The 24,365-nt window shown below is 64.2% G+C and carries 18 protein-coding genes; 5 read left to right on the top strand and 13 right to left on the bottom strand.

Annotation, left to right across the window (positions count from 1 at the left end; all coding sequences use genetic code 11):
- Positions 1-147 precede the first annotated feature (147 nt).
- The gene (locus Q1L59_RS14265) at positions 148-2,790 is read right to left on the bottom strand and encodes a CHAT domain-containing tetratricopeptide repeat protein (RefSeq protein ID WP_300333371.1); all 2,643 of its coding nucleotides are present in this window, start codon (positions 2,788-2,790) and stop codon (positions 148-150) included.
- Between the two features lie 85 nt (positions 2,791-2,875).
- Between Q1L59_RS14265 and Q1L59_RS14260 the strand changes: the two genes are divergently transcribed.
- Together Q1L59_RS14260 and Q1L59_RS14255 are read left to right on the top strand one after the other, a co-directional pair.
- A complete protein-coding gene (locus Q1L59_RS14260; protein ID WP_300333368.1) occupies positions 2,876-3,580 on the top strand; it encodes a thioredoxin domain-containing protein in 705 nt (234 codons plus the stop codon).
- Entirely contained in the window at positions 3,577-3,897 is a 321-nt protein-coding gene (locus Q1L59_RS14255; RefSeq protein ID WP_300333365.1) for a hypothetical protein, read from the top strand. The genes Q1L59_RS14260 and Q1L59_RS14255 overlap by 4 nt, the downstream gene beginning before the upstream one ends.
- A 28-nt stretch (positions 3,898-3,925) precedes the next feature.
- On the opposite strand, the gene Q1L59_RS14250 is transcribed toward Q1L59_RS14255, so the two are convergent.
- The 3 genes from Q1L59_RS14250 to Q1L59_RS14240 are packed head-to-tail and all read right to left on the bottom strand — an operon-like array spanning position 3,926 to position 8,125.
- Positions 3,926-5,143 carry a multifunctional CCA addition/repair protein gene (locus tag Q1L59_RS14250; protein WP_300333363.1) on the bottom strand — a complete coding sequence of 406 codons (1,218 nt, stop codon included), beginning with the start codon at positions 5,141-5,143 and terminating at the stop codon, positions 3,926-3,928.
- A 32-nt stretch (positions 5,144-5,175) separates the two neighbouring features.
- Positions 5,176-6,141: a complex I NDUFA9 subunit family protein gene (locus tag Q1L59_RS14245; RefSeq protein WP_300333360.1), complete on the bottom strand. Its 966-nt coding sequence runs from the start codon at positions 6,139-6,141 to the stop codon at positions 5,176-5,178.
- A 40-nt stretch (positions 6,142-6,181) separates the two neighbouring features.
- Positions 6,182-8,125 carry a lytic transglycosylase domain-containing protein gene (locus tag Q1L59_RS14240; RefSeq protein ID WP_300333357.1) on the bottom strand — a complete coding sequence of 648 codons (1,944 nt, stop codon included), beginning with the start codon at positions 8,123-8,125 and terminating at the stop codon, positions 6,182-6,184.
- Positions 8,126-8,169: 44 nt separating this feature from the next.
- Here Q1L59_RS14240 and Q1L59_RS14235 point away from each other — a divergent pair, with 44 nt between their 5' ends.
- Positions 8,170-8,880 carry a 5-formyltetrahydrofolate cyclo-ligase gene (locus tag Q1L59_RS14235; RefSeq protein WP_300333356.1) on the top strand — a complete coding sequence of 237 codons (711 nt, stop codon included), beginning with the start codon at positions 8,170-8,172 and terminating at the stop codon, positions 8,878-8,880.
- Here Q1L59_RS14235 and Q1L59_RS14230 read toward each other — a convergent pair.
- The 7 genes from Q1L59_RS14230 to Q1L59_RS14200 all read right to left on the bottom strand — a co-directional run bounded on the left by Q1L59_RS14230 (position 8,802) and on the right by Q1L59_RS14200 (position 19,991).
- Entirely contained in the window at positions 8,802-11,948 is a 3,147-nt protein-coding gene (locus Q1L59_RS14230) for an EAL domain-containing protein (RefSeq protein WP_300333354.1), read from the bottom strand. The two genes, Q1L59_RS14235 and Q1L59_RS14230, sit on opposite strands and share 79 nt — an antisense overlap.
- Before the next feature lie 186 nt (positions 11,949-12,134).
- Positions 12,135-13,067: a cysteine synthase A gene (cysK, locus tag Q1L59_RS14225; protein ID WP_300333465.1), complete on the bottom strand. Its 933-nt coding sequence runs from the start codon at positions 13,065-13,067 to the stop codon at positions 12,135-12,137.
- A 236-nt stretch (positions 13,068-13,303) separates the two neighbouring features.
- On the bottom strand, positions 13,304-14,299 hold the full coding sequence (locus tag Q1L59_RS14220; protein WP_300333463.1) for a sulfate ABC transporter substrate-binding protein: 996 nt from the start codon (positions 14,297-14,299) through the stop codon (positions 13,304-13,306).
- A 115-nt stretch (positions 14,300-14,414) separates the two neighbouring features.
- Complete coding sequence (gene ilvA / locus Q1L59_RS14215; protein WP_300333351.1) at positions 14,415-15,926, bottom strand: threonine ammonia-lyase, biosynthetic; 1,512 nt, start codon at positions 15,924-15,926, stop codon at positions 14,415-14,417.
- A gap of 143 nt (positions 15,927-16,069) precedes the next feature.
- Positions 16,070-18,277 (bottom strand): EAL domain-containing protein, encoded by a 2,208-nt coding sequence (locus Q1L59_RS14210; RefSeq protein WP_300333350.1) that lies wholly within the window; start codon positions 18,275-18,277, stop codon positions 16,070-16,072.
- 84 nt (positions 18,278-18,361) lie between these two features.
- Complete coding sequence (locus tag Q1L59_RS14205) at positions 18,362-19,114, bottom strand: PEP-CTERM/exosortase system-associated acyltransferase (RefSeq protein ID WP_300333349.1); 753 nt, start codon at positions 19,112-19,114, stop codon at positions 18,362-18,364.
- A 22-nt stretch (positions 19,115-19,136) separates the two neighbouring features.
- Positions 19,137-19,991: an outer membrane lipoprotein-sorting protein gene (locus Q1L59_RS14200; protein WP_300333346.1), complete on the bottom strand. Its 855-nt coding sequence runs from the start codon at positions 19,989-19,991 to the stop codon at positions 19,137-19,139.
- Here Q1L59_RS14200 and Q1L59_RS14195 point away from each other — a divergent pair.
- Complete coding sequence (locus Q1L59_RS14195) at positions 19,990-20,829, top strand: ABC transporter ATP-binding protein (RefSeq protein WP_300333344.1); 840 nt, start codon at positions 19,990-19,992, stop codon at positions 20,827-20,829. The genes Q1L59_RS14200 and Q1L59_RS14195 overlap by 2 nt on opposite strands.
- Positions 20,813-22,342, top strand: coding sequence for a DUF1302 family protein (locus Q1L59_RS14190; protein WP_300333343.1), 1,530 nt, complete (start codon positions 20,813-20,815; stop codon positions 22,340-22,342). Before Q1L59_RS14195 ends, Q1L59_RS14190 begins: the two co-directional genes overlap by 17 nt.
- 33 nt (positions 22,343-22,375) lie before the next feature.
- On the opposite strand, the gene Q1L59_RS14185 is transcribed toward Q1L59_RS14190, so the two are convergent.
- Positions 22,376-23,362, bottom strand: coding sequence for a zinc-dependent alcohol dehydrogenase family protein (locus Q1L59_RS14185; protein WP_300333339.1), 987 nt, complete (start codon positions 23,360-23,362; stop codon positions 22,376-22,378).
- Between the two features lie 47 nt (positions 23,363-23,409).
- Positions 23,410-24,363, bottom strand: a complete 954-nt coding sequence (locus Q1L59_RS14180) for a polysaccharide deacetylase family protein (RefSeq protein ID WP_300333337.1) — start codon at positions 24,361-24,363, stop codon at positions 23,410-23,412.
- Positions 24,364-24,365 lie beyond the last annotated feature (2 nt).

Here is a 24,365-nt window from a genome sequence, read left to right as displayed (position 1 = left end):
GCTTCAGTTTCACCGCCGTGGCCCGCGTTCGCACGCGCGCCTCCCGGCGGCACGGTCGGTGCCGCAACAATGCAAAGCATACGCTGTTCGCCGGACTCGGGGGAGAGAAAAAATCTTCGGCCTGGCGCGTCCGCCCGCGAGTGGGCGTCAGCGCCCCTCGCCAACGAGAACGAACGGCGCCCAAAATACCGGGTGACGATAGCGCTCGTCGTTCATCACCTGCACGACCGCCTTGTGCAGTGCCCGAATCCTGCCGTGTTGTGGCTGCGCCGCCAGCTCGCGGAAAGCACCGGTGGTGATCAGGACGGTAGACTCGGAGACCACCGCCCAGTGCGAGACGAGCAGGTTGCGGGCGCCGGCATGAAAGAACGATTTGGCGAGGCCAGAAAGGCCTTCGGCGCCAGGCGTGCCGTCAGCGGCAGCGGTGTTGCACGCCGAGAGCAGAACCCAGTCGGCGTTCAGCCGCAGGCTGGCGATCTCGTTCGCCGACAACAGACCATCGTCGAGCTCGCTGGCAACCGCCGGCGGAGTCATCACCAGCGCCGGCTCGCCAAAATCGACGAAATCGCTGGCCATCGCGCCGTGCGTCGCGAAGAGTACATTTCGATAAAGCGACAGGTCGATGCTTTTCACCTTGCTTTCGCGGGTTTCCTCGCGCAGAAAGATGCGCCCGCCACCCAGCGCGGCAGCCACGGCCCGGGCTTCATCGGCGGTTTCCGGCAAGGGCGCGAGCGCCCGTATCCGGGTCGGATCGGCGACCCGCTGCTCGCCCCACAGGCCGCGCTTCAGCGGCCGTCGGGTCGCCCGGGTCGCGCCCGGGCTCGGCGCGCCGAGCGCCGGATCGGCAAAAGCGAGCAGGGGCTCGGGCGCCGGAGTGGGCAGGCTCTGTGTGCGGGCAAGCGCCAGCGCGCTGACCGAGGGCAAGGTCGCCAACGCGTGTTGCCGCCCGACCCAGGGCAGGCGCAACCACTCCGCGTGACTGCGCGCAGCCGCGCTCGGCGATTTCAACAGCAAGCTGAGCGGCAGACTTTCCAGCGGGCCGTCCGGCAGGACGAACCAGACCGCCTTTTCGGCCAGAACGTCGGCGGCCGGCGCAAGCAGCTGTTGGTAGAGTTGACTGGCCTCCTGAAAGGCAAAAGCTACCTCATCGTCGCTCTCCGGATCAACCGTCGAACGAATGCGGCGAACGAGCGCGTCGAGGCTCGTCCGGCCAACAGGCAAAGCAAAAAAACGCAGATCGCTGCGCGTCGCGACGACCAGGAAGGTCTGCTGTCCGCCGACCAGGAAAGCGAGCAGTGCTTCATCATCGCGCAGCAGTGTGGGCAATGCCTCTGCTGCAACGACGCGTCCTGAAACGAGTTCGTGATAGCGTGGATGCGCCTGCGCCAGTTGCTCCTGCATGCGCTCGAGCGTCTCGCGCTCACGCGCCAGTTGGGTGCGCAGGGCAAGTTGCCGGTCGCCGAGCGAGCGCGTGTCCTGCAACTGCTGGAGTAGCTCGCGCTCCTTCTGTTGGTAACGCGCCACCTGGGCGCGAATTTCACGTGTTCGCCGGCCAAGGTCGCCGGGTGCTCCGACACCGGCGGCAGAGTCGGCAAAGACGCGCGCCAGTTCGCCGTGTTTGGCTGCCTGGATCAACTGAAACGCTTCGCCAGCGCGCCGCTGCACGTCCTTTTCCGCCTTCGCCAGCAGGCTGAGGTGGGTGAGGAAACCCTCCCGCCACTCGCGCCGCTCCTGCGCCAAGGCGCTTGCCGCCGACGTTCCCGCACTGGCGAGCAGGCTAGCCGTCATGCCCGAGCTGCCGGAGCGCGCCGCCACCAAACCCGCTTCCGCCTGGCCCTGTCGCTCGAGCAGCAGCGCCAGAGCAAGCAGCGTGCGCGCAGTGTCGCGATGCTGCTCGCCGAGCAGCGCGCGCCGTCGTGCCTCGGCCTCGCGCAGGTGGCGGCCGGCGCTCTCGAGCTCACCCGCCTGCAGTTCGATGGTCCCCAGGTTGTGCTGCAGCGAGGCGGCAAGCAGCGCGCTGCTGCCCGCGTCCAGGCCTTGGAGCGCTTCGCTCAGGCGCTGACGTGCTTCCGGCAGGCGACCGAGACGGTAGAGCAGCGTGCCCAGGTTGTTAGCGAGCTGCGCCCGGGCCAGCGGCGAGTCGGTCGGCAGATGCTGCTCGGCACGCTGATACAGTTCGAGCGCCCGAGCAGAATCCCCGCGGCGGTCGACCAGGCCGGCAAGATTCAACCAGAGGGCGAAGCGCGCCTGCGTTTGCGCGCCCGGCAGCGAATCGCGCAATTTCATCGCGGTCACGTAGTTCCGTTCAGCCCCGGCCAGGTCGCCGCGCTGGTCGAGCACCGTACCCAGATTGTTGTGCAGCGTCGCTTTCTCCTCGGTGAGCATGCCGGGGATGCGATCGATCACCTCGATCGCTTGGCGCAGTGCACGTTCTGCCTGGGCCAGATCGCCCGCCTCGTGTTCGATGCGGGCGAGTAACGCCAGGCTGCTGACCAGACGGTCGGCATTCTCGTACTCGGCGAGGCGGGCCGCCTGCGTCGTCGCCTGCCGCGCGGCAGCCAGATCCTCGCGGGCCAGCGAGATCGACGCCTGCTCCATCAGGTCGTCCCAGCGGTCGCTCTCCTGGGCGGCAGCGGGGCTCGGAAACACCAGCCAGCTACTCAGGAATAGGGCGTAGCACGCGAAAAGTACGGCAAGGCGCCGAGCTGGCTGGCCGGCAATCCACCACTGCAGACTGCATGTGGCGCGCGCCAGCAGTGGTCGGAGAACCGCGTTCAAAGCATTGGTCATATTCCGGCCTGTCCCCGAAAAGGCTCGCAAAGCGAAAAAAACTGATTATAATTTTTTTGTCACCTTTACATTTTGGACTAAGCAGATGAATACCCGAAAGCGCTTGGCGGGTGGTGCGAGGCCTTGGTTGGCGGGCGCTGCGTTTGCCTTCGCGGCCACTCTGGCTGCGGCTCAGCCAGCGCCCACACCGGCTAAGCTCCCGACCGATCTGGTCGAGCTTGTCGCGACGTTCAACGACGACGTGATCCCGTTCAACGACCAGTTGGTCGTTCTCGGCAAGGCAGACGCGAAAGTGACCGCAGTGCTGATCTATGGTTTGTCGGGCGACACGTCCTATCTGATGGATAGAATTTTTGCCCGGATCAAGGAGAAGTACGTCGACACCGGCAAGCTGCGCCTGATCGTCTACGATTTTCCGTTGACCTGGCACGACATGCAGGCGCTGGCCGGCTTCCGCTGTCTGCCCGCTGAACAGCACCTGGCCGCCATGCAGGCCGCCGTGCGCTATCCGTCGTTTGCCGACGGGATGAAACGAGGGTCGTACGTGGCGACTCCAGCGCGCGTCTGGCGGGTGCTGAAGGACTTCGACATCACGCCCGAGAAGGCGGAAAGATGCATGCGCAATACTGCCATCATCGGACACGTCGAGGCGCTGCGGCGGACTGCGACGAACACCTGGGGCGTCACGCGCGCGCCCAGCCTGATTGTCAATGACCGAGTAATCGCCAGCCCGTCGTCGCTGCCACTGATCGAGGATGCGCTGAATAGTGCGCTGAAGGAATCAAGATGACCATGAAAAGTCGGCTCGCGCTCACCCTGCTGCTTGCGGGCTTGCTCGCAACGCCTTGTGCGCTGGCACAAAGCAGCGGTTCGGATGGACACAGTGGCTCGTCGGTCGGTGGCGACGGCGCCGGCTCCTCGGGCGGCGACGGGGCTCCGGGTTCATCCGACTCGTCGGTCAGCGCCACCGAGGGCGCCAGCGGCGACGGTGGCACTGGCGAGGGCAACAAGCCGATCGAAAGAATCAATCGGCACGCCATCAAGAGCATGGTGCTGGTCCGCCAACTGCTGGCGCAGGCAAACGTCTCGCTGCCCGCTGCGCGCTGACCCGAAGCGCCCTTTCCGACGCCGGCCGTTACTCGCCGACGATCATTGCCTTGACTGCCGCGACGCGTGCTTGGTGCAGGCGCGCGGCGATCTCCTGCGGCTGAGCGCAGGCCGCAGCAATGGCCGCTGCGTCGACCCCGCGTATTGCATGCTGTGCCTGGCGGAGACGTTCAGCGGCCGGATAAGGAACCTCGCGCCAGCCGAGGCGGCCGTGAAAGTCGCAGATACAGGCTTCGAGCAGTTGTTCGAAGCGTTCTGGACGGCGCAAGGCGTCGGTCGTTTCGAGCAGGCGAACCAGGCTCGCCGGGGTCATTTCGACGGCGCGGTGGACCGTGCCGTGATGGCGGGCGACGAGCAGAGCCAGATCGCGGCATTCGACCGGTACTTTCAGACGTCGGCAGACGGCGTCTACCAGGTCGGCGCTGCGCGCCTCGTGTCCCGGATGGCGGGGCAGGTCGGCCGCCGCTGTCGTCCCTTTGCCGAGATCGTGCAGCAGCGCGGCAAAGCGCACCGGCAAGGAGCAGCGAAGCTCGGCCGCGAGGTCGACGACCATCATGACATGCTTGCCGGTGTCGATTTCCGGATGGTAGTCGGCGCGCTGAGGAACACCGAACAGGCGATCGATTTCCGGCAACAGTCGTGCCAGTGCGCCGCACTCTCGCAGGATGTCAAACATGCGCGAGGGCTTGATCTCGCCCAGGCCCTTGGCCAGCTCCTGCCAGACGCGCTCGGCGACCAGGTGGTCGACCTCGCCCTGGTCGACCATGCTGCGCATCAGCGCGAGCGTTTCGGGCGCAACGCTGAAGTCAGCGAAGCGGGCCGCGAAGCGGGCCAGACGCAGGATGCGCACCGGGTCTTCGACGAAGGCTGGACCGACATGGCGTAGAACGCGCGCGACGAGATCCTCGCGTCCACCGTAAGGGTCGATCAGCCGCCCGTCGGCGGCGCGCGCGATCGCGTTGATCGTCAGATCGCGGCGCGCCAGATCGTCGGCCAGGCTGACCTCGGGCGAAGCATGGACGGTAAAGCCCTTGTAGCCTTGCCCGGTCTTCCGTTCGCTGCGTGCGAGCGCGTACTCCTCGCGCGTCGTCGGGTGGAGAAAGACCGGGAAATCCTTGCCCACCGGTTTGAAGCCCAGCGCCAGCAGCTGATCGGCCGACGCACCGACGACGACATGGTCGCGATCCTGCACGGGCAGGCCAAGCAGTTCGTCACGGACCGCGCCGCCCACCACGAAGATCTGCATGCTATTCGCTGCCGATCGCCGTGGTCAATCGTTCACCGCCCGGCCCGATAGCGGTAACGGTCAAGACGAAACTGCTCGATCTCGTCCGGCGAGAGATAGCTCGGGGCGATCGCTTCAAGCGAGGTCGGTTGCCAGCCCGGGTAGTTGTGCTCGCCATCGCTGACGCTGTCGACTTCCATTGATCGCAGGTTGTCTGGCGAAAGCGGCGGGTTTGGTAGCAGCCACATCAGGCCGGCTTGCAGATAGGCCCAGCCACCCGTTCCGAGGTCGATGATGCGTCGCCGCTTGCCGACGAGCTGGGCGGTGTAGTCGACCAGTTCGCGCAATGTGTAAACTCGCGGTCCCGCCAGTTCGTAGGTCTTTCCAAAAGTCGTGCGTTGCTGCAGACAGTCCACGAAGACGTTTGCCACATCGCCGACGAAAACCGGCTGGAAGCACGCCTCGCCGCCGGCCAGCGGCAGGACCGGCAGGAGCCTGAGCAACTTGCCGAACATGTTGAGAAAGGCATCGCCCGGTCCAAAAATCACCGAGGGGCGGAAGATGGTTACATCCAGCGCGCCAGCGGCCGCTTTGGCGAGAGCTTCGCCCTCGCCCTTGGAGCGTAGATACTCGGATGGCGCGTCGACCGCCGCTTTGAGCGCGCTCATATGCACCAGACGGCGCACGCCGCTCGCCTGCATTGCCGCGATGATCTTGCCTGGCAGCTCGACATGCGCGGCGGCAAATCCCTTGCCGTAAGGGAGTCGCGAATCTCCGTCGTGGAGGATGCCGACCAGGTTGATCACCGCATCCTGGCCCTGCATCAGTTGGCGCAGCGCCAGCGCGTCGTGCACGTTTGCCTCGACCATGCTGACCATCGGTACGGTCGTCAAGCGTTTGGTGTTTTCGCGGTGACGGGTCGGTATGGTCACCCGGACGCCGCGTCCCGAAAGACAGTTGGCGATCCACCCGCCGACAAAGCCGCTGCCGCCGATCAACAGCACATTTTCCACTTCCATCGCCTCCTACTGCTTGCACAAGTGTCGGAAAAATACGATTTTACGGCAATTCGTCAGCCTTCGCTTCGCTGCCGCTGCGCGGCGGGACGACGCCCAGTCGCCCCTTGATCGTTTGCGGCTTGCCGTCGAACAAGGCCGAGTAATAGACCGCGTTGCTCATTACCTTCTTGACGTAGTCGCGCGTTTCGCTGAACGGAATCGTTTCGGCGTAGATGGCGCCTTCCAGCGGCCGATCGGCGCGCCAGCGGCGGGCGCGGCCCGGCCCGGCGTTGTAGGCGGCTGAGGCGACGACCGGCTGATTGTCCAGACTATCGAGGACGAGCCGCATATAGGTCGTACCGAGCAGGACGTTGGTCTCCGTGTCGTTCACCCTTGCCGGACTGAAGTCTTTCAGGCCGATCTTGTTGGCTACCCATCGGGCGGTCGCCGGCATCAGTTGCATGAGTCCGGAAGCGCCGACGGCTGAGCGTGCGCTGCTGACGAAGCGGCTCTCCTGTCGCATCAGACCATAAACCCAGGCATCGTCGAGCGCCTGGTTACGCGCCGCCGGCCGCACGTGCTCGGAAAATGGGCTGAGGTAGCGCAGCGTGAAGTCGTGCTCCTCGCGCGTGCGATCGGCTGCCGCGATAGCCCGGTCGTAAATTCCGGCGCGCTTCGCCAGTTCCGAGGCCGCCAGAAGTTCGCGGTCGCTCATCTCGCGTAGCGCCCAGTTCCACTCCCGGGTACCTTCCGTGCGCAGGTTGAGGCGGAAGAAGGCGAGCGCGCGCTGCACGCCGACGTTGGCCCTCAGTCTGGCCAGTTCCTCCGCGCTCGGTGGCGTTGCCCGAACTGGCGGGCTTGTCGGTCGACCCAGTTCGTCGTTGGCCAGATTGCCGTAGAAGTCGGGTCGCCCGGCGATTTTCGCGAAGAGCGCATTGGCTTCTTCCAGGCGTCCGCCGGCACGATAAGCGCGCCCCAGCCAGTAGACCCAGGCCGGTTGGGCAGCCAGCGGCGCTGGCATGCGCTCGATCGTCGCCCGGACGCTGGCCCAGTCGTGCGCGCGCAACGCCGCCCGTACCTTCCATTGTGCGGTCTCGTCGGACAACGGCGTGTCGCCCGCCTGGCGGTACCAGTCGAGCGCTTCCGGCACGTGGCGCTGGGCCGCCTGCCAGCCGATCTGGCTCCAGGCCCAGCCCTTCTCGCGCGCGCCCAGTGCTCCGGCCAGCCGGCTCAACTGCTCGGCCGCCATCCGGGGATCGTTGCGTGCAACGCGTTGGATGGCCAGGGCGGCCAACTCGCGCTGCAGGCGACTGCTCGCGAAATCGCTCGGCAAGCGGCTCAGCCAGGGCATTGGCGCGTCGGCGACGGCCTGCGCCTGCTTCTTTTCAGGTGTCTGACTCGCCGGAAGATAGTTCATGCTGAACAGGGCAGCGGCGATCTTGTTGGCTTCAAACTGAATGCGGATGCGCTCCCAGACCGAATCGGCAAGGACTCGCTTGTCGACGATCAGCGCTTCGAGCACCGGATAGCACGATTCGGGCGGCTCGAGCAGCGTCAGCCAGAGCGACAGCGCGTCGTCGGCGACACGTTTGTCGCCCTGCGCTCGCCGGCTCTGCAGCGCATAGCAGGCGAGTTCCTGATCGGCTTGCACGAGACGCGGGTACTCGCCATCGAAGCTGGCCCATTGCTGCTTCCTTCCCTGCTGGCGCAGCCAGTCGGCGCGCAACTTTTCGCCAACGTAGGTCGTTTCGTGGCGGGCGAGGAAGGCGTTGATGGTGCTTGCGTCGGCGTCCTTCAGGTCGAGCAGGAGGCGCCAGTAATCGACATAGGCGGCGAGCTCATGCTCCTCGAGGGTGGGTGCCAGACGTTCGAGCCTGGCTTTGTCGGCGCTCCGCGCTGCCTCCCGGGCAGCGAGAAACTGTTCATCCGAGGGCACGCCGAAGGCCAGTGTAGCCACCCCGAAAAATGCCCAGTGAATAAGCAGGAGGGTGCGACGAAACTTCATGATATGCTGGTTTTCTGGAAATTGAAGCGAGTGGAGGATAGCACATGGCGGAGAGCCGGACGGCGGAAATCAGCGCCTGGCCAGCGAGCGACGGGGCTGCCAATCAGCGTCGTAGACTGCGACGACGCGAACTGCTCGCGGCTCGCCGGGCTCTACCGGCGAGCGAGTGGCTTCGCCTTTCGCAACTGATCCGCACGCACGTGCGCCAGGGTTTCCCCGACCTGTGCACCATGCGCGTCGGCTTCTGCTGGCCGGTACACAACGAACCCGATCTGCGGCCGTTGCTCGCCGAATGGTGCGCGCGTGCCAATCCGGGTTTTTGCGCCTTGCTCCCGGTAGCCACAGGCGGACAGCGCACGCTGGCTTTCCGCGTCTGGCGACCGGATACGCTGCTGCGCCCGGACGTTTACGGGATTCCGGCTCCGGCGACCGGCGATTTCGTGGAGCCGCAAGCACTACTCATCCCGCTCGTCGGTTTCGACGCAGCCGGCTACCGCCTCGGTTACGGCGGCGGGCACTTCGACTGTACGCTGGCAAGCCTGTCGCCGCGTCCGTTGGCGATCGGCGTCGGTTTTGAACTGGGGCGGCTAGATTCGATATTTCCCGCAGCGCATGATCAGCCGCTCGACGCGATCGTCAGCGAGGCTGGCGTCTTTCCGGGCCGGCGTGCGGACGCTCAGGACGCTCCGGACGGCGGGCGGGTGCGCACGAACGCGGCCACATCGTCAGCCGGCATCGGCCGAGCCAGCCAATAGCCCTGAATCTCGTCGCAGGCGAAGGCGCCTAACTGTTCCGCCTGCTCGACCGTTTCGACGCCCTCGGCGATGGCCCGCAGCTTCAGGCTATGCGCCATCTGGATGATCGCACGAACGATCGCAGCATCGTCGGCGTCGCGCACCACATCCTGCACAAAGGGTTGGGCGACTTTCAGCTTGTCAACGGCGAAGCGTTTCAGATACGCCAGGCTCGAGTATCCGGTGCCGAAGTCGTCGACCGAAAGTCGGACACCGATCGCTTTCAGCCGACGCGCCGTTTCCAGCGCCGCTTCGCTATCCTGGATGAGGATGGACTCGGTGAGTTCGAGCTCGAGCCAGCGCGAATCGAGGTCGGCAAGCACCAGAGCGTTGATTACCGTGTCGACCAGGTCGCTGCGCCGATATTGCATCGCCGAGAGGTTGACGGCGACGGTAAACGGCGGCAGGCCGGCGTCTTGCCACGCGCGCGCCTGCCGGCACGCTTCGCCGATCACCCACTTGCCGATCGGTACGATGAGACCCGTTTCCTCGGCGATCGGAATGAAGCGGCCAGGTCCGACGATGCCACGCTCGGCGCTGCGCCAGCGCACCAGCGCTTCGACACCGGAGATCTCGCCGCTGTCCAGCTTGATCTGCGGCTGATAGTGGAGGACGAACTCATTACGTTCGAGCGCTTGCCGCAGGTCGGTCTCGAGTTTCATATGCTCGACCACCTGCACGTTCATCTGTTCGGTGAAGAAGCGGTGCGCGCTGCGGCCGGCCTGCTTGGCGTGATACATCGCCGTATCGGCTTTCTGCGTCAGGTCGTCGAAGTTGTCGCCATCCTCCGGAAACATCGCGATGCCGATCGAAAACGAGGTCGACAAGGCGTGCGTGTCGATCAGAAACGTTTCGGACATTCGCCGATGGATCTTGTCGGCCAGGCGTGATACGGCATCTCCGTCGCGTGCGTCCCGAAGCAGGATGATGAACTCGTCGCCGCCCTGTCGACTGATCGTGTCGGATTCGCGCACGCACGATCGCAAGCGCTCGACGATGGCCTTGAGCAACTTGTCTCCCGTCGGATGACCGAGCGAGTCGTTGATCGTCTTGAAGCGGTCCAGGTCGAGAAACATCAACGCCAGGCGGCTATGCGAACGCTTGGCCGCGGCCATCGCCTGCTCGACCCGGTCGCGCAGCAGAACGCGGTTGGGCAGTTCGGTCAGCGCGTCGTGGTGAGCCAGAAATTCCACCCGCTGCTGCGCCGCTTTGCGCTCGGTAATGTCGGTAAACGTCACCACCGCCGCGTTGCGCCGCGTTGCCTCGCTCGCGGCGAGCGGCGATGCGTTGATCAGAATCCAGCGTAAGCTGCCATCGGACGAGCGCAGGCCCATGACCACGCCGCGCACATCGCGCCCTTCGCGCATGGCAACGAGCCATGGCCGCTCGTCCGGGGGAAATATGGATCCATCCTCGCGCAGCTTCTCGCTGCCTGATTCGTCCGCCGCTGCGCCCTGCAGGCGGGTTTGCGCCTTGGCAAAAATCTCTTCGGCGGCGGGATTGGCAAAGATCAGGCTACCGTCGTCGGCGCACACCATCAGGCCCTCGGCCATCACCGAAACGACACTGCGAAAGCGATTTTCGCTTTCATGCAGGCGATCGATCATCTGGCGCAGTTCGGTGATGTCTTCCTTGATCGCCAGGTAGTTTGCCGTTCTGCCCAGGGCATCCTGGATCGGCGCGATCATCGCACGTTCCAGGTAGTGCGTTCCGTCGCGTCGCCGGTTCTCGAACTCACCGCGCCAGACTCGGCCGCTCTTGATCGTGGTCCACAGATCAGCGTAGGTTGCGGCGTCTGTCCGCCCCGATTTCAGAATACGCGGGTTGCGGCCGAGCACCTCGGCTTTGGCATAGCCGGTCGACTCTACGAAGTGTTCATTGACGTATTCGATTTTTCCTTCGAGGTCGGTGATGATGATCGTTGCCGGATTCTGTTCGACGGCGAGAGAAAGCTTGCGCGTCCACGCTTCGGCCCTGCGCCGCTCGCCCAGCTCGCGCAGTAGGCGGGTTGCCAGCGTGCGCCGCTTGAGCAGCAGGCTGATCTGCGTCAGTACGAGGAGTGCAAGGAGGGCACCGACCAGCGGCGCATAGCGGGTCGCCGGCGAAGCCTGGTCGGCACGCCAGACATCGCTGGCCTCGACGACGATCGACGAGCGCCGCCCACCGAGAACGAAGTCGTATTCGTAGCTGAGCGCGGCGGCTGGGGGGGAAGCGCCCGCGCTGCCGTCAGGCGGCCAGGCGTGGATGAGGCCTTGTTCTGGCGGGAGTGAGCGGTCCACCAGGCGCACGCGCAGGCCCGTTTCGTCCGCGCGCAAGCTGGCCTGTTCGAAGGTCTGTAGCGGGTTGATGATCGCCATGACCAGGCCGTAGTTGGTGGCGCGTCGCGTGTCTACAGTCGCTGCCGGGTTTCCCGGGCGATAGACGGGGACGATCAGGGCAATGGCTTCGGCTGGCCAATGCCCGGCGACGGTCGGGCTCAGTGCGCAGAAGACGACCAGCCCGGAATCGATCGCCTGCCCGATCAGCGACGGCTGCTTGAGCATGGTTTCGCCCGATTGGTCGATCACCCAGCGGTGGGTTTCTTGGGGCGCCAGATAGGAAACCGGAAAGTGGCGCGCTGCGGCCGGGGTGCCGGCAAGCTGCTCGCTTGACGGCCGACCCGGGTTGGCCTCTGGTCCTTCGGGCTGGTCGGCAGTCGTCGCCGGCAACCAGGCGAGCAGGAAGATGTTTCGCTCATCGAGCAGTCGTTGAGCAAACGCCTGAAATGCGTTCGCGTTCGGCGACTGATCGGCGGCGAACAGACGCTGTGCCGGAGCAAGCTTGTCGACCTGCATCCGCAAGTGCCGACTGACCTGTGTTGCGCGATGCGTTGCCGCCGCTTGGAAGCGTTCGGCGATCAGTTCATCGTCGGCCTCGTACAGTAACCTGCTGATCGATGTGACGAGCAGCAGCAGGCCAAGGCTGGCGCCGACGAGGACGGCCCCGACGCCGCTGGCCGATCGGCCGCGTATACGCGAGATCAGGGCCATCGCCCATTAGCGGGTCGTGCCGCAGGCGCGGCCGGCCGGCGGACTCCGGCTGGCGCGCGTGCGCGAACGGCATCGGCGGACCCGACGGGGACCGGGGCCGGAGGCGGCGACGCGATGGAATCGTCGACCGGCATGTTGCCTCGCGCGCGGCTGCGGCGTGTTTGGCAGGCGTTTCGGCGCGCGAAGTCAGGCCTCGAGATGAGCGTAAAGCTGGGTCGACAAATAGCGTTCGCCAAACGACGGGATAACGACGACGGTCAGCTTGCCGGCGTTTTCCGCCCGACGCGCGACTTCCAGCGCCGCCCAGACGGCGGCACCCGACGAAATGCCGACCAGCAAACCTTCTTCACTCGCCATACGGCGCGCTATGGCGAACGCGTCATCCGCCTTGACGCGCAGCACTTCATTGAAAACCGCAGTGTTGAGAACGCGCGGCACAAAACCCGCGCCGATTCCCTGGATCGGATGTGGGCCCTTCTGGCCGCCGGAAAGGACGGGCGAGGCGTCGGGCTCGACGGCAACTACGTGCACCTGGGGTTTGCGCGCCTTGAGGACTTCGCCCACCCCGGTGATCGTCCCACCCGTACCGACACCGGCCACGAAGATATCGACCTGACCATCGGTGTCGCGCCAGACTTCTTCGGCCGTCGTTACCCGGTGAATTGCCGGATTGGCGGGATTCTCGAATTGCTGAGGTACCAGATAGCGAGAATCGGCAGCGGCCATTTCCTCGGCCCGGCGAATCGCCCCGGCCATTCCGTCCGGCCCCGGCGTGAGGACGAGTTCAGCACCGTAGGCCTTGAGCAGCAGGCGCCGTTCGCGGCTCATCGTCTCCGGCATGACAAAGCAGCACTTGATGCCACGTGCGGCGCAGACCATCGCCAAGCCGATTCCCGTGTTGCCGGAAGTGGGTTCCAGAATGATGGTATCCGGCGTCAGCCGGCCCGCCGCTTGGGCAGCGTCGAGCATCGCGGCCGCGATGCGGTCCTTGACGCTGTGCGCCGGGTTGTAGAACTCGAGTTTGGCGGCGATCGTACCGTTGATTCCGTGCGCGAGACGATTGAGGCGAACGAGCGGTGTGTTGCCGATCAATTCGCTGACGTTTCCGGCGATGTTCATGGGCATGTTGCGGACCTCCTGGATTGTTGAGCGATTAGTTCCTGCTCGCTAGCCACTAATCGCTAGCTTAGCAGGCAATCGCAAAAACCGGAAAAAAGACGCCGGTGATGGCGGTGTGGCGCTGCCATCGCCGGGCAGCGCTTGCGCAGTTCACTTCGCTACGCTTCGCGCACGCCATCCTGCCGGGCCGGACGGGGGCACCGCGATCCCGGCACGTGCGTGCGGATCCTCAGCGCTCAACGGCGGCCAAACAGTCGATCAAACGTGCCCCCATCGGCAAAGTGCACCCGCTGCGCCTGTTTCCAGCCGCCGAACACCTCGTCCACCGTAAACAAGCGCAAGTTCGGGAAGTTCCCGCTGTAGCGCGCGCCAATCCTGGCGTCGCGCGGTCGATAGAAATTGCGTGCAGCGATTTCCTGGCCCTCGGGCGAGTACAGGTGGGCCAGGTAAGCCTCGGCCAGTTTGCGTGTGCCGTGTTTGTCGGCATACCGGTCGATCACCGCGACCGCCGGCTCGGCCAGGATAGACTGCGATGGGGTAACGATCTCGACCTTGTCCGGCCCAAGTTCCTTCACCGCCAGATGCGCTTCGTTCTCCCAGGTGAGCAAGGCATCACCGATACCGCGCTCGACGAAGGTCGTGGTCGCTGCGCGTGCCCCCGCATCGAGGACGGGAACATTGCGCAGCAGCTTGCCGACGAACTCCTGCGCCTTGCCTTCGTCACCGGCTGCCTGGCGAAGCGCGGAGCCCCAGGCGGCAAGATAGGCCCAACGCGCCCCGCCGGAGGTCTTCGGGTTGGGCATGACGACCGCGACACCCGGGCGGACAAGGTCGGCCCAGTCGCGAATCTGTTTCGGATTGCCCTTGCGCACGAGGAAGACGATCGTCGAGGTATAGGGCGCCGAGTTGTGCGGCAGGCGATTTTGCCAATTGGCGGGCAGCAGCTCGCGCTGCGCCAGTGCATCGATGTCGTAGGCCAGCGCGAGGGTCGCTACGTCGGCCTCCAGACCGTCGACGATGGCTCGCGCCTGTTTGCCCGAACCACCGTGCGACTGCCGGATGGAAACGTTTTCCCCGTTGCGCGCCTTGTGCTGGCGCAGGAAAGCGGCGTTGAACTGTTGGTAGAGCTCGCGCGTGGGATCGTAAGACACGTTGAGCAGCGTGGTCTGGCCAGCCACTGGCGAAGCGCCGGCCGCGCAGAAGAGAAGACCGGCAAGAAGAGCGGAAGACAGTTTGAACACGGCGACTCCGGCGCGTCAGGAAATGAACACGCAGCGCAGTGTATGCGGAAATGTTTATTCCAAGAAAGAATGAATAGTTAGATTATTATTACATTCAAACATAACGCTAGCCAAGAAAGAGCTTGTAGGCGGGGTTGTCGCTTTCATTCCAGTACGCGTAGCCAAGCGAATCGAGGAAGCGGGCGAACTCGCTCATCTCATCCTTGGGCACCTGCATACCGACCAGAACGCGCCCATAGTCGGCACCGTGGTTCCGGTAGTGAAAGAGGCTGATGTTCCACCCTGAGCTCATCCGGTTGAGGAAGTTCATCAAGGCGCCAGGGCGTTCGGGAAATTCGAAACGGTAGAGCAACTCGTTGCCGATCAGCGGCGAGTGACCGCCGACCAGGTGTCGGACGTGCCCCTTGGCCATTTCGTCGTCAGTCAGATCAAGCGTCGGGTAACCGTGCTCGCGCAGGTGCGCCAGGAGCTGCTGCGCTTCGTTGCGCGAGGCGACCTGCACACCGACGAAGACGTGCGCCTGGCGCACATCGTTGAAGCGATAGTTGAATTCGGTGATGTGCCGCGGTCCGAGGAGCGCGACGAAGCGCTTGTAGGCGCCGGGTTGCTCAGGCAGCGTCACGGCAAAGACGGCTTCGCGCTGCTCGCCGATTTCTGCACGTTCGGCGACGAAGCGCAGGCGATCGAAGTTCAGGTTGGCGCCAGAAGCGACAGCAACCAGCGTCTGCTCGCGCAGCTGGTGTACCTGAACATAAGCCTTGGCCCCAGCTACAGCCAGCGCGCCAGCCGGTTCGAGGACTGCGCGCGTGTCTTCGAAGACATCCTTGATTGCCGCACAGATGGCATCGGTATCGACGAGCACCATCTCGTCGACGTACATTCGACAGAGCCGAAAGGTCTCCTCGCCGACGTACTTGACTGCCGCTCCGTCGGCAAACAGGCCGACGTGCTCGAGTCGTACCCGCTCACCCGAGCGCAGCGAGCGTGCCATGGCATCGGCATCGGCAGCTTCGACCCCGATGATCCGCGTCTGCGGTCTGACCCGTTTGATGAAAGCGGCGACGCCGGCAATCAGACCGCCGCCGCCGACGGCACAAAAGACGGCATGAATGGGTTTCGCGTGCTGGCGGAGGATTTCCATGCCGATCGTTCCCTGGCCAGCGATCACCTCGGGGTCGTCGAAGGGGTGGACGAAGCTGAGCTTTTCGGCCCGCTCGAGGTCGACGGCATGCCGGTACGCCTCGTCGTACGACTCGCCGGCGAGAACGACCTCGCCGCCACGCGCGCGAACTGCCTGCACCTTGATCTGTGGCGTCGTCGTCGGCATGACGATCACCGCCCGGCAGCCGAGCGTTGCCGCCGCCAGCGCAACGCCTTGGGCGTGATTGCCAGCGGAAGCGCAAATCACGCCGCGGGCGAGCTTTTCGGGCGCCAGGCGGACGATCTTGTTGTACGCGCCACGCAGCTTGAACGAGAACACCGGCTGCAGATCCTCGCGTTTGAGCAACAGGCGGTTGCCTAGACGCTCGGTCAGGCCCGGGCTTGGATCCAGCGGGGTTTCGCTCGCGACATCGTAGACCTGGGCGTTGAGAATTCTTTCGAGATAGTCGGTGGGCATGGTGCAAGCAGTCGTTGCGGGATCGGCGGTGGCGATTCCAGCCGCCGCCCCGGGTTGGCCGGCCAAGCCGCTGGCAGGGCTCGGCTGGGCCGGGCGCGCCGCTTCTGCGCGGTGGCGACTGGCGGTGGTCGGCCGGCGTGTGTTCAGTGCGCGGTCGACGAGCCGGTCGAGGGAAACGCTCCGGCGGCCAGAAACTCCTCGAACTCGGCCGCCGAGAGTGGGCGACTGAACAGGAAGCCCTGCATTTCGTCGCACATCAGTCCGCGCAGCAATTGTTTCTGAAGGTCGGTTTCGACGCCTTCGGCGAGCGTGCGCAGGCCGAAACTGCGCGCAATGCCAAAGATGGCGTCGACGATCGCGGTCGACTTCCGGTTATGCGGGTTGAGGTCGCGAATGAACGACTGGTCGATCTTCAGGCTGCTGATCGGAAAACGCCGCAAGTGATTGAGCGACGAATAGCGCGTGCCGAAGTCATCGATCGACACGCGCAGTCCTTCATGGTGCAGGCGCTTGACGATGTCGATGTGGCGCTCGGCGTCCTCGGTCAGCAGGTGTTCGCTGATCTCGATGTCGAGCGCCTCGGCCGGCACCGCGTGCACGTCAAGTCCGCGCATCAGGCGTTCGTACAGGTCGCTGCCGGCAAACTCTCTAGGCGAGATGTTGAGCGCCATTCGGAGCTCGCGCATTCCCTTGCCACGCCAATGAGCAAGCTGGCGCAGAGCCTGGTTGAGCACCCAGTTGCTCAGGTCGACGATCATCCCGCTGTCTTCCGCCAGCGGGATGAAGAGATCCGGCGCCATCAGCCCGTGCTCTGGGTGGTGCCAGCGCAGCAGTGCCTCGACGCCTATCGTCTGCTGTCGACTCATGCTGATCAAGGGCTGGTAGTAGACCTCGAACTGGTCGCCGTGCGCCAGCGCCCGGCGTAGATCACGCTCGAGCGTGACCCGATGGCTGTGCCCGCTGCGCATTGCCGGCTGGTACTGCTGGTAGCCGTTCTTGCCGCGTCCCTTGATCTGATACATGGCAATATCGGCATTGCCAAGCAGCGCATCCGGCGTCTCGCCATCGTCCGGAAAGAGCGCGATACCGATGCTGGCGGTGGCGAGCAGCGGCTGGCCGGCGATGGTGAAGGGTCGCTGCAGTTCGCCAAGGATCTTGCCGGCGATCGCCCCGGCGTCGTCGCCCGAATGGACATCGGGCAGCAAGACGGTGAACTCGTCGCCGCCCTGCCGCGCCAGGGTGTCGCCCGAGCGCAAGCACGCGCGCGCGCGTTTGGCGAAGCACTTGAGTAGTTCGTCTCCCTCGTGGTGACCGTAGGTATCGTTCACCAGCTTGAAGCGATCGATGTCGATGAACATCACGGCCAGCCGTTGGCCCTGCCGCTTCGCTTGGCGCAGCGCCAGGGTGAGACGGTCCTTGAAGAGGACTCGATTCGGCAGGCCGGTCAACAGGTCGTGGAAAGCCTGAAAGGTGATCGCTTCCTCGGCCTTCTTCCGTTCGCTGATGTCGCGTGCGACGCCTGAAGTGCCGATGAAATGCGGCTGCGCGAGTTGGTTGGGACTCGCGTACAGGCCGCGCGCGCTGAGCACGGTGACGATCGTCCGGTTTTCGAAATGACGGACGCCCGGGACCTTGCCCTGCAAGCGGATCTCGACGTTGGTGCTGGCGCGGTCGCCGATACGCCGCTCGTTGAAGGCGAAGCGCGCGTGCTCGACGTCATCGGGATGAACGATCACCGAGTAGTGCTGGCCGATCAACTCCTCCTGCGAGTGACCCAGCAGGAATTGCACCCGACCATTGACGAACAGGAAACAGCCCTTCTCGTCGAGCGTGTAGATGATGTCCGGCGACTGCTCGACGAGCAGGCGGTAGAGGCGCTCCGAGTGTTCGAGGCGAACGACCATCAGCGCACACTCACGTTCGCGCCGGTGGCGAAGCAAGGCGCGTTCGACGCTCTCGACGACTTCCGCCGGCTCGTCGTGTTGCCGGATGAACTCGTAGGCGCCGTAGCGTAGCGCACCAATGGCCGACTCGACGGTCGGTTGGCGGCTGAAAATGATCACTGCGGTCGGGATCTCCTTCTGCCGCATCCATTCCATGATCTCGCTGCCCTGCATGTCGGGCAGGTCGAGATCGAGGATCAGCAGGTCGATATCGCCGCGGTCGAGGCGCGTGAAAGCTTCGTTCCCTGTGTGGCACTCCTCGAGATGACGGTCTTTGGCGCCGAGCAGGTGATCGTAGGCAAAGCCGCTCAATCCCTGATCGCCAACGACAAGGATATGGTCGGTCGCCGGCACCGACACACGAGCAGGAATCTGTGGGCGAAAATCGACGTTTGGTGTGGCGTTCATCAGTCCTCCGGAACGATCCAGGGAGAGGAGGATACCGCTACCCAGGCCGGCGGGCTGAGCCCTGGCCAGGGTCGGTATTGGCATCTATCCGGCTGCGCGCAGGCCCGTCTCGACTTCATCGGCAATCACGGTAAAGACCGCGCGAACAAGAAAGTTCATGCCGTCGATGATTTCGGACACCGACATCACCGATGGAACACGAATCCCACGGTGCTCAATCTCGCCGCCGATCCGCCTGATGTTTACTCCGAGTCGAGCGAGATTCGCCGCCAGACGCGGTTCGGTGAGGACGAAGAGCGTCGTGATGCCGTGGTGCCGGGCAAGCGCAATCAGCGCCAGGTATACCGCCATCGCCAGATAAGGCTGGCGCGGCCGATCCGGCGTGCCAAAATCCTCCTCGGAGAGCGAGATCGGTTTGTCCTGTTCGCCTCGCCGGCGCCGATAGTTGCCAACAACCGCCAGGCGCGAAATTTCCGCAATGCGTGATCGATCGAGGGCTCGCGGGTCGACGACCGACCGGTCGAGAACGGCGTCACAGGCAATCTCGAACGGCAGCGGGCTTTGCCGTTCCGCCTGCCTGGTCAGCACGAGACGCGCGCAGCCGACGTACTCGCCGGTCGACACGGACTGTACGAGGCAATGGATCGACTGCGCATCGAAAGCGTCGGTTTCCAGGCCATCCGCACGCACCGGTTCGAACCCCAGTTCGCGGCAATACACCTGATGTCGGACGCGATAGTTTTCTGCCCGCAGCGCGTCGGTGGTCGCTGGAACGACCCGGAAGAAGCGCCGATACCCCTGGCTCATCGCCCGTTCGGTCAAACTGGAAAGAAACACGTGAATTCTTCCTTGCGTTGGGTTAATCAAGCTTCTTGAGATAGTCTTTGGTGAAGATCTTGTCCGGCAGGTCGCGCAGCTTCATGCTTCCGTACTCCAGCACCGACTGCTCGCCTCCCCGCAGGGCATCCTCCATGACCAGCCGGGTCGGCCGTTTCCGACCCTCCATCATCTTGAAGTTCTCGTACTTGCAGGTCTTCAACAAACGGTTCGACAGCGAGTAGAACTCGGCCTTGTACGGCGCGAAGTCTTTTTCGCGCACCCAGTACACTACACGCTGGTAAGTCACCCCGCGGTCCACGCCAGTCAGTTCCAGGACGTAGTGCTCGTCGCCGCCAAGCTTTTCCTTGCGCAGCAGCGTCGGATTGTAATCAGCGGCAAAGTTGGCACGCGCCAGATCGCCATTGGCCACCTGGCCGGTCAGCCGCTGCGAGAGAGCGAGGCGTATGGGCTGCGACACGTCCGGCATGAAGACCCATAGATCACGGCCCTTCATAAGGAGAATCTGGCCGCGTTCGGAGGCCGGCTCGGTGACCCGCACGATGCTGTTGCTATTGCCCTTGGCAAGGACGCGATACTTGCGCACGTCGCTGTTCTGGTCGCTACCGGTGGTGGTGATCGTCACATCGACCTGAAAGCCCTCGGCCGGAAAGCGCACCTGATCGGCCTTCTCGACGATCTGGCGAGCTTCGGCATCGGCCTCCTCGGTAGGCGTGGCGGCGTTTGCCGCCGTGCAGGCGAAGAACGCAAACACCGCGGCAAGCAGCGCAGTGTTGACACGACAATGACGGCTGGTCATGATTTCCATAGTTTTCACTCCATAGTGCCGATCGTTGATGCGGTTGGCAGGACAAGTTGACACCGATTGCCACTGCATGAGCCCTGACCCCGACAAAACGCCCGTTGTCCGCATAGAACGCGTATTTAAGGATTATCTGCTCGGAGAGCAGAAAGTCCAAGCCCTTAAGGGCATTACTTTGTCTTTTGACCCGGGTGTCTTCCTCGCGATCGCCGGTCCATCGGGCAGCGGCAAGACCACGCTGCTCAATCTGATCGGCTGCATCGACACACCGACGAGCGGCAAAATCTACATCAATGAACAGGATGTTAGCGGCCGTACGCCCGATCAGCTGGCTGATCTGCGTGCCCATACGATCGGCTTCATCTTTCAGACCTTCAATTTGCTGCCCGTCCTCTCGGCTGCCGAGAACGTCGAATACCCACTGCTGCATCGTCGCGACGTGTCACCAGCCGAACGCCAGAAGCGGGTTGCTTTCTTCCTTGACGTGGTGGGCCTGTCGAAGTTTGCCAACCATCGGCCAAGCCAGTTGAGCGGCGGCCAGCGACAACGGGTGGCAATTGCCCGCGCGCTGGCGATCCGGCCGGCGATCGTCCTTGCTGACGAGCCGACCGCCAACCTTGACCACAAGACCGGGGAGGAGATCCTCCTGCTGATGAAGAGCATCAATCGCTCGTCGCTACGCACAACGTTCATTTTTTCCACCCACGACAAACGCGTGATTGCCAAGGCCGATCGTCTGGTCCGCATCGAAGACGGCGAAATCGCCTTGCTCGGCATCCGTCAGCGTTCGCAGACCCGCTGGTCGGTCGTCCGCCGTCCACCTTCCGATGTCCATGGCGATAACCAAACCGATAGCCAGTCGACTGCCGAGTCGGCGTCTCCAGGGGAGAACAACAATGCCGATGCGCCCTAACCAATTTTCGATGCTCCAGTTCGCCTTCGCCGTGGCCGCATTTTCCCTGCCGGCGATGGCGGACAGCTTGGCGGGCCAGGGCAGCAGCGATAGCTTGACCGTCGAGCGTGCGCGGCCAGGCTCGGTAAACGCCGTTCGTCTGGCGGCGGCAGCGGGTGATGCCTTGCCGAAGAGCAAGGACGCGTTGTTCGACGACGACGCTGCTGAGCCAGCCGAAGCACCGGCAACGCGCGACAGTCTGTTTGACGACGATGAGTCGAGCAAGACGCAGAAGCCGGCCGTCGGCGGTCGCAGTGCGCCGGCTGCGCCGGCCGGGATCCGAGGTTTCGTCCAGAACGAGATGGCTTATACCGTGGCCAAGCCGCGACATTGGTCGGCCATGATGACTCGCGCGGATGTGACGGCCCAGGGGAATCTGGCGAGCAACGTCAAGTGGAAGCTGGGCGCGCGTGTCGACTATGACGCGAACTATGCGCTGACCGACTATTACCCACACGCCGTTGCCCGCGATCAGCGTGCCAACGTCCTGCTACGCGAGAACTACATCGATATCGGTGCGGGGGATTGGGATTTCCGCCTTGGCCGGCAACACGTCGTCTGGGGAGAGATGGTCGGGCTTTTTTTTGCCGACGTGGTTTCGGCACGCGACATGCGTCAGTTCATCCTGCCCGAGTTCGACATCCTGCGCATTCCACAATGGGCCGCGCGCGCCGAGTACTTCCGGGACGACTTCCACGCCGAATTCCTCTGGATTCCCGTCCCCAGCTACGACGAGATCGGCAAGCCCTATTCCGAGTTTTTCGCCCACACACTGGTGCCGCCGGGAAGCGCAGTCTTCCGCAACGAGAAGAGGCCTTCGCGCAGCTTGTCGCACACCAATTACGGTTTGCGCCTATCGGTCCTGCGTGACGGTTGGGATCTTGCCGCTTTTGCCTACAGCAGCATGAACGTCGCGCCGACCTTCTACCGCCAGAACGTCGCCAACGCGCAACCGACGCTCGTCTATCAGGGTCGGCACGAAAGAATCGATCAGTTCGGGGCGACCCTTGGCAAGGATCTCGGGCGTGTCGTGATCAAGGCCGAAGCCGTCTATACGCGCGGGCAGCGCTACGAGGTCAAGGACTTCAACGACCCCGACGGCCTGGTTCGCCAGGACACGCTGAACTGGATTCTTGGACTCGATTACACCGAGTTCACCGACACGCGAATCAATCTGCAACTGTTCCAAAGCCATGTCATCGATCACAACTCCGCGATCATTCCCGACCGGAATGAAAATGGCTTCAGCGTGCTGTTCAACCGCAAGTTTGGTGATCGGGTCGAAGCGCAGGCGCTGTGGATAGCCAGCCTGAACCGCACGGACTGGTTGCTGCGCCCGCGTGTCCTCTGGAACTTTGAGAAGAACTGGCGTCTGGCGCTCGGCGCCGATGTCTTCAAGGGGCCAGCGCTCGGTTTCTTTGGTCGCTACGATGCCAAGGATCGCGTCTATACCGAACTGCGCTATAGCTTCTGAAGCTTCGCGCAGCGACGTCGTGTGCTCTCTCGCTCAGTCCATGACGAGAACTGCGGCACCCTGCACCTGACCAGTGCGCAGGCGCTGGAGCGCTTCGTTCGCGGCGGCGAGCGGAAACGTCGTCACCTCGGTGCGTACGCCGGCCAGCGGGGCGACGGCGAAGAACTCCTCGCCATCACGGCGCGTCAGATTGGCGATCGAACGTACGCAGCGTTCGCCCCACAGGATGGCGTAGGGAAAGGCCGGAATGTCGCTCATGTGAATTCCCGCACAGACGACCGTTCCACCCTTTGCCGTATGGCGCAGTGCCTGCGGCACGAGCTCGCCGGCCGGGGCGAAGATGATTGCCGCGTCGAGTTCATCCGGCGGCTCCGCGTCGGCTCCACCAGCCCAGTCGGCGCCCATTTGGCGGGCAAAATCCTGTCCGGCGAGATCGCCAGGTTTGGTGAATGCGTAAATCTCTCGCTCCTGCCAGCGCGCCACTTGGGCGACAATGTGGGCTGCCGCGCCGAAGCCATAGATGCCGAGACGGCGCGCCTCGCCGGTCGCCATCAGCGAGCGATAGCCGATCAGCCCGGCACAGAGCAGGGGCGCCGCCTCGGTATCGGAATAGCAATCGGGCAGCGCGAAGCAATAGTTTTGATCGGCAAGAGCGAATTCGGCGTAGCCGCCGTCCAGCGTATACCCGGTGAACTCGGCCGCCGCGCAAAGGTTCTCGGTCCCGCGAGCGCAGTGCGGGCAGCGGCCACACGTACGCCCCAGCCAGGGGACGCCGACCCGCTGACCGAGCGCAAAACGTTCGACACCGGCGCCTCTCTCGACCACTCGGCCGACGATTTCGTGTCCCAGGACAAGCGGGAGTTTGCCCTGCCAGAGTTCGCCGTCGAAGACGTGCAGGTCCGTACGGCAGACGCCGCATGCGCGTACCGCGAGCAGCAGCTGTCCCGCTGCGGGCTGTGGCCGCGGCCATTCGACGAGTCGCAGCGGGCGACCGGGTGCTTCAAGCAGCATCGCCTTCATCGTGTGCTCTCCCTCTCTGCAGGCGACTGACCCGCCAGAAATCCAGCTTACAAGCGGCCGGCCAGAGCCATGCTACAGCGCATCGCGAAGCGCCCGGGCGTTCGGTCCCAGGGCGTGAATCTGGGTAGCAGGTACGGGTTCGTCGCCGCCACAGCAAAACCCGGATCGGTAATGACCGCACAGGCGAAGCCGAGGTCGCGCACCAAGTCCACATCGCGCTGCCCGAGATCGCGCCGTGTGTCGCCATTTGGATAAGCGAACAGGCGGATCGGGTGGCCGGTCATGCGCTCGAGTTCGCTTCGGCCACGGGCAACCTCGGCGCGCGCTTCCTCGGGTCCGATCTGGCCGAGTATCGGATGGCTGTGGGTGTGCGCGCCGATCTCCATGCCGCTGGCAATCAGCTGCGCAAGGTGCTCGGCTTCCATCATCATGCTGCTTTCTTCGGCGACTCCGGCGGCACGCGCAACCTCCCGCGCCACGCTGGCGCGCTCGGCGTGCGGAAAATACTTCAGCCGAGGCAGAACGTCGGCCAGGCACTGCAGACGATCGGCGGGCGTTGTCAGACGGTGCACACCCAAGCCGTACGCGCGCCAGTCGGCATCCGCCGAGCCGAGCTGGCGCACCGCTTCGATGAGGTCATCGTTCCACATGCGCCCCTGTCCCAAGAAGCCGCTGGCGACGAAGAACGTCGCCACCGCTCCGTGTCGGCGGAGGATCGGCAAAGCGAGTTCGGCGTTGTTGCGGTAGCCATCGTCAAACGTGATACAGGCAGCCGCCGGCGGCAGCGAGCCGGCGGCCAGACGAGCCGCCGCGTCGGCGAGGGGCAGAACACTAAAGTTTCGCGCGATGTGCTGCACCATCCAGTCAAACTGTTCGGCATCCGGCTCGTAGGGACGCAGTGGGTCGGGTTCGCGCAGAACCTGATGAAAAATGAAGATCAGGAGTTTGCCGCGCCGCCCGCCGGGCGCCAGCATCCGGTACGCGGTCTTCCAGAGGGCCATCG

Origin of the sequence: Accumulibacter sp. (assembly GCF_029255125.1) — a bacterium.
Classification (GTDB): domain Bacteria; phylum Pseudomonadota; class Gammaproteobacteria; order Burkholderiales; family Rhodocyclaceae; genus Accumulibacter.
This window is presented reverse-complemented; position numbering and strand designations above follow the sequence as displayed.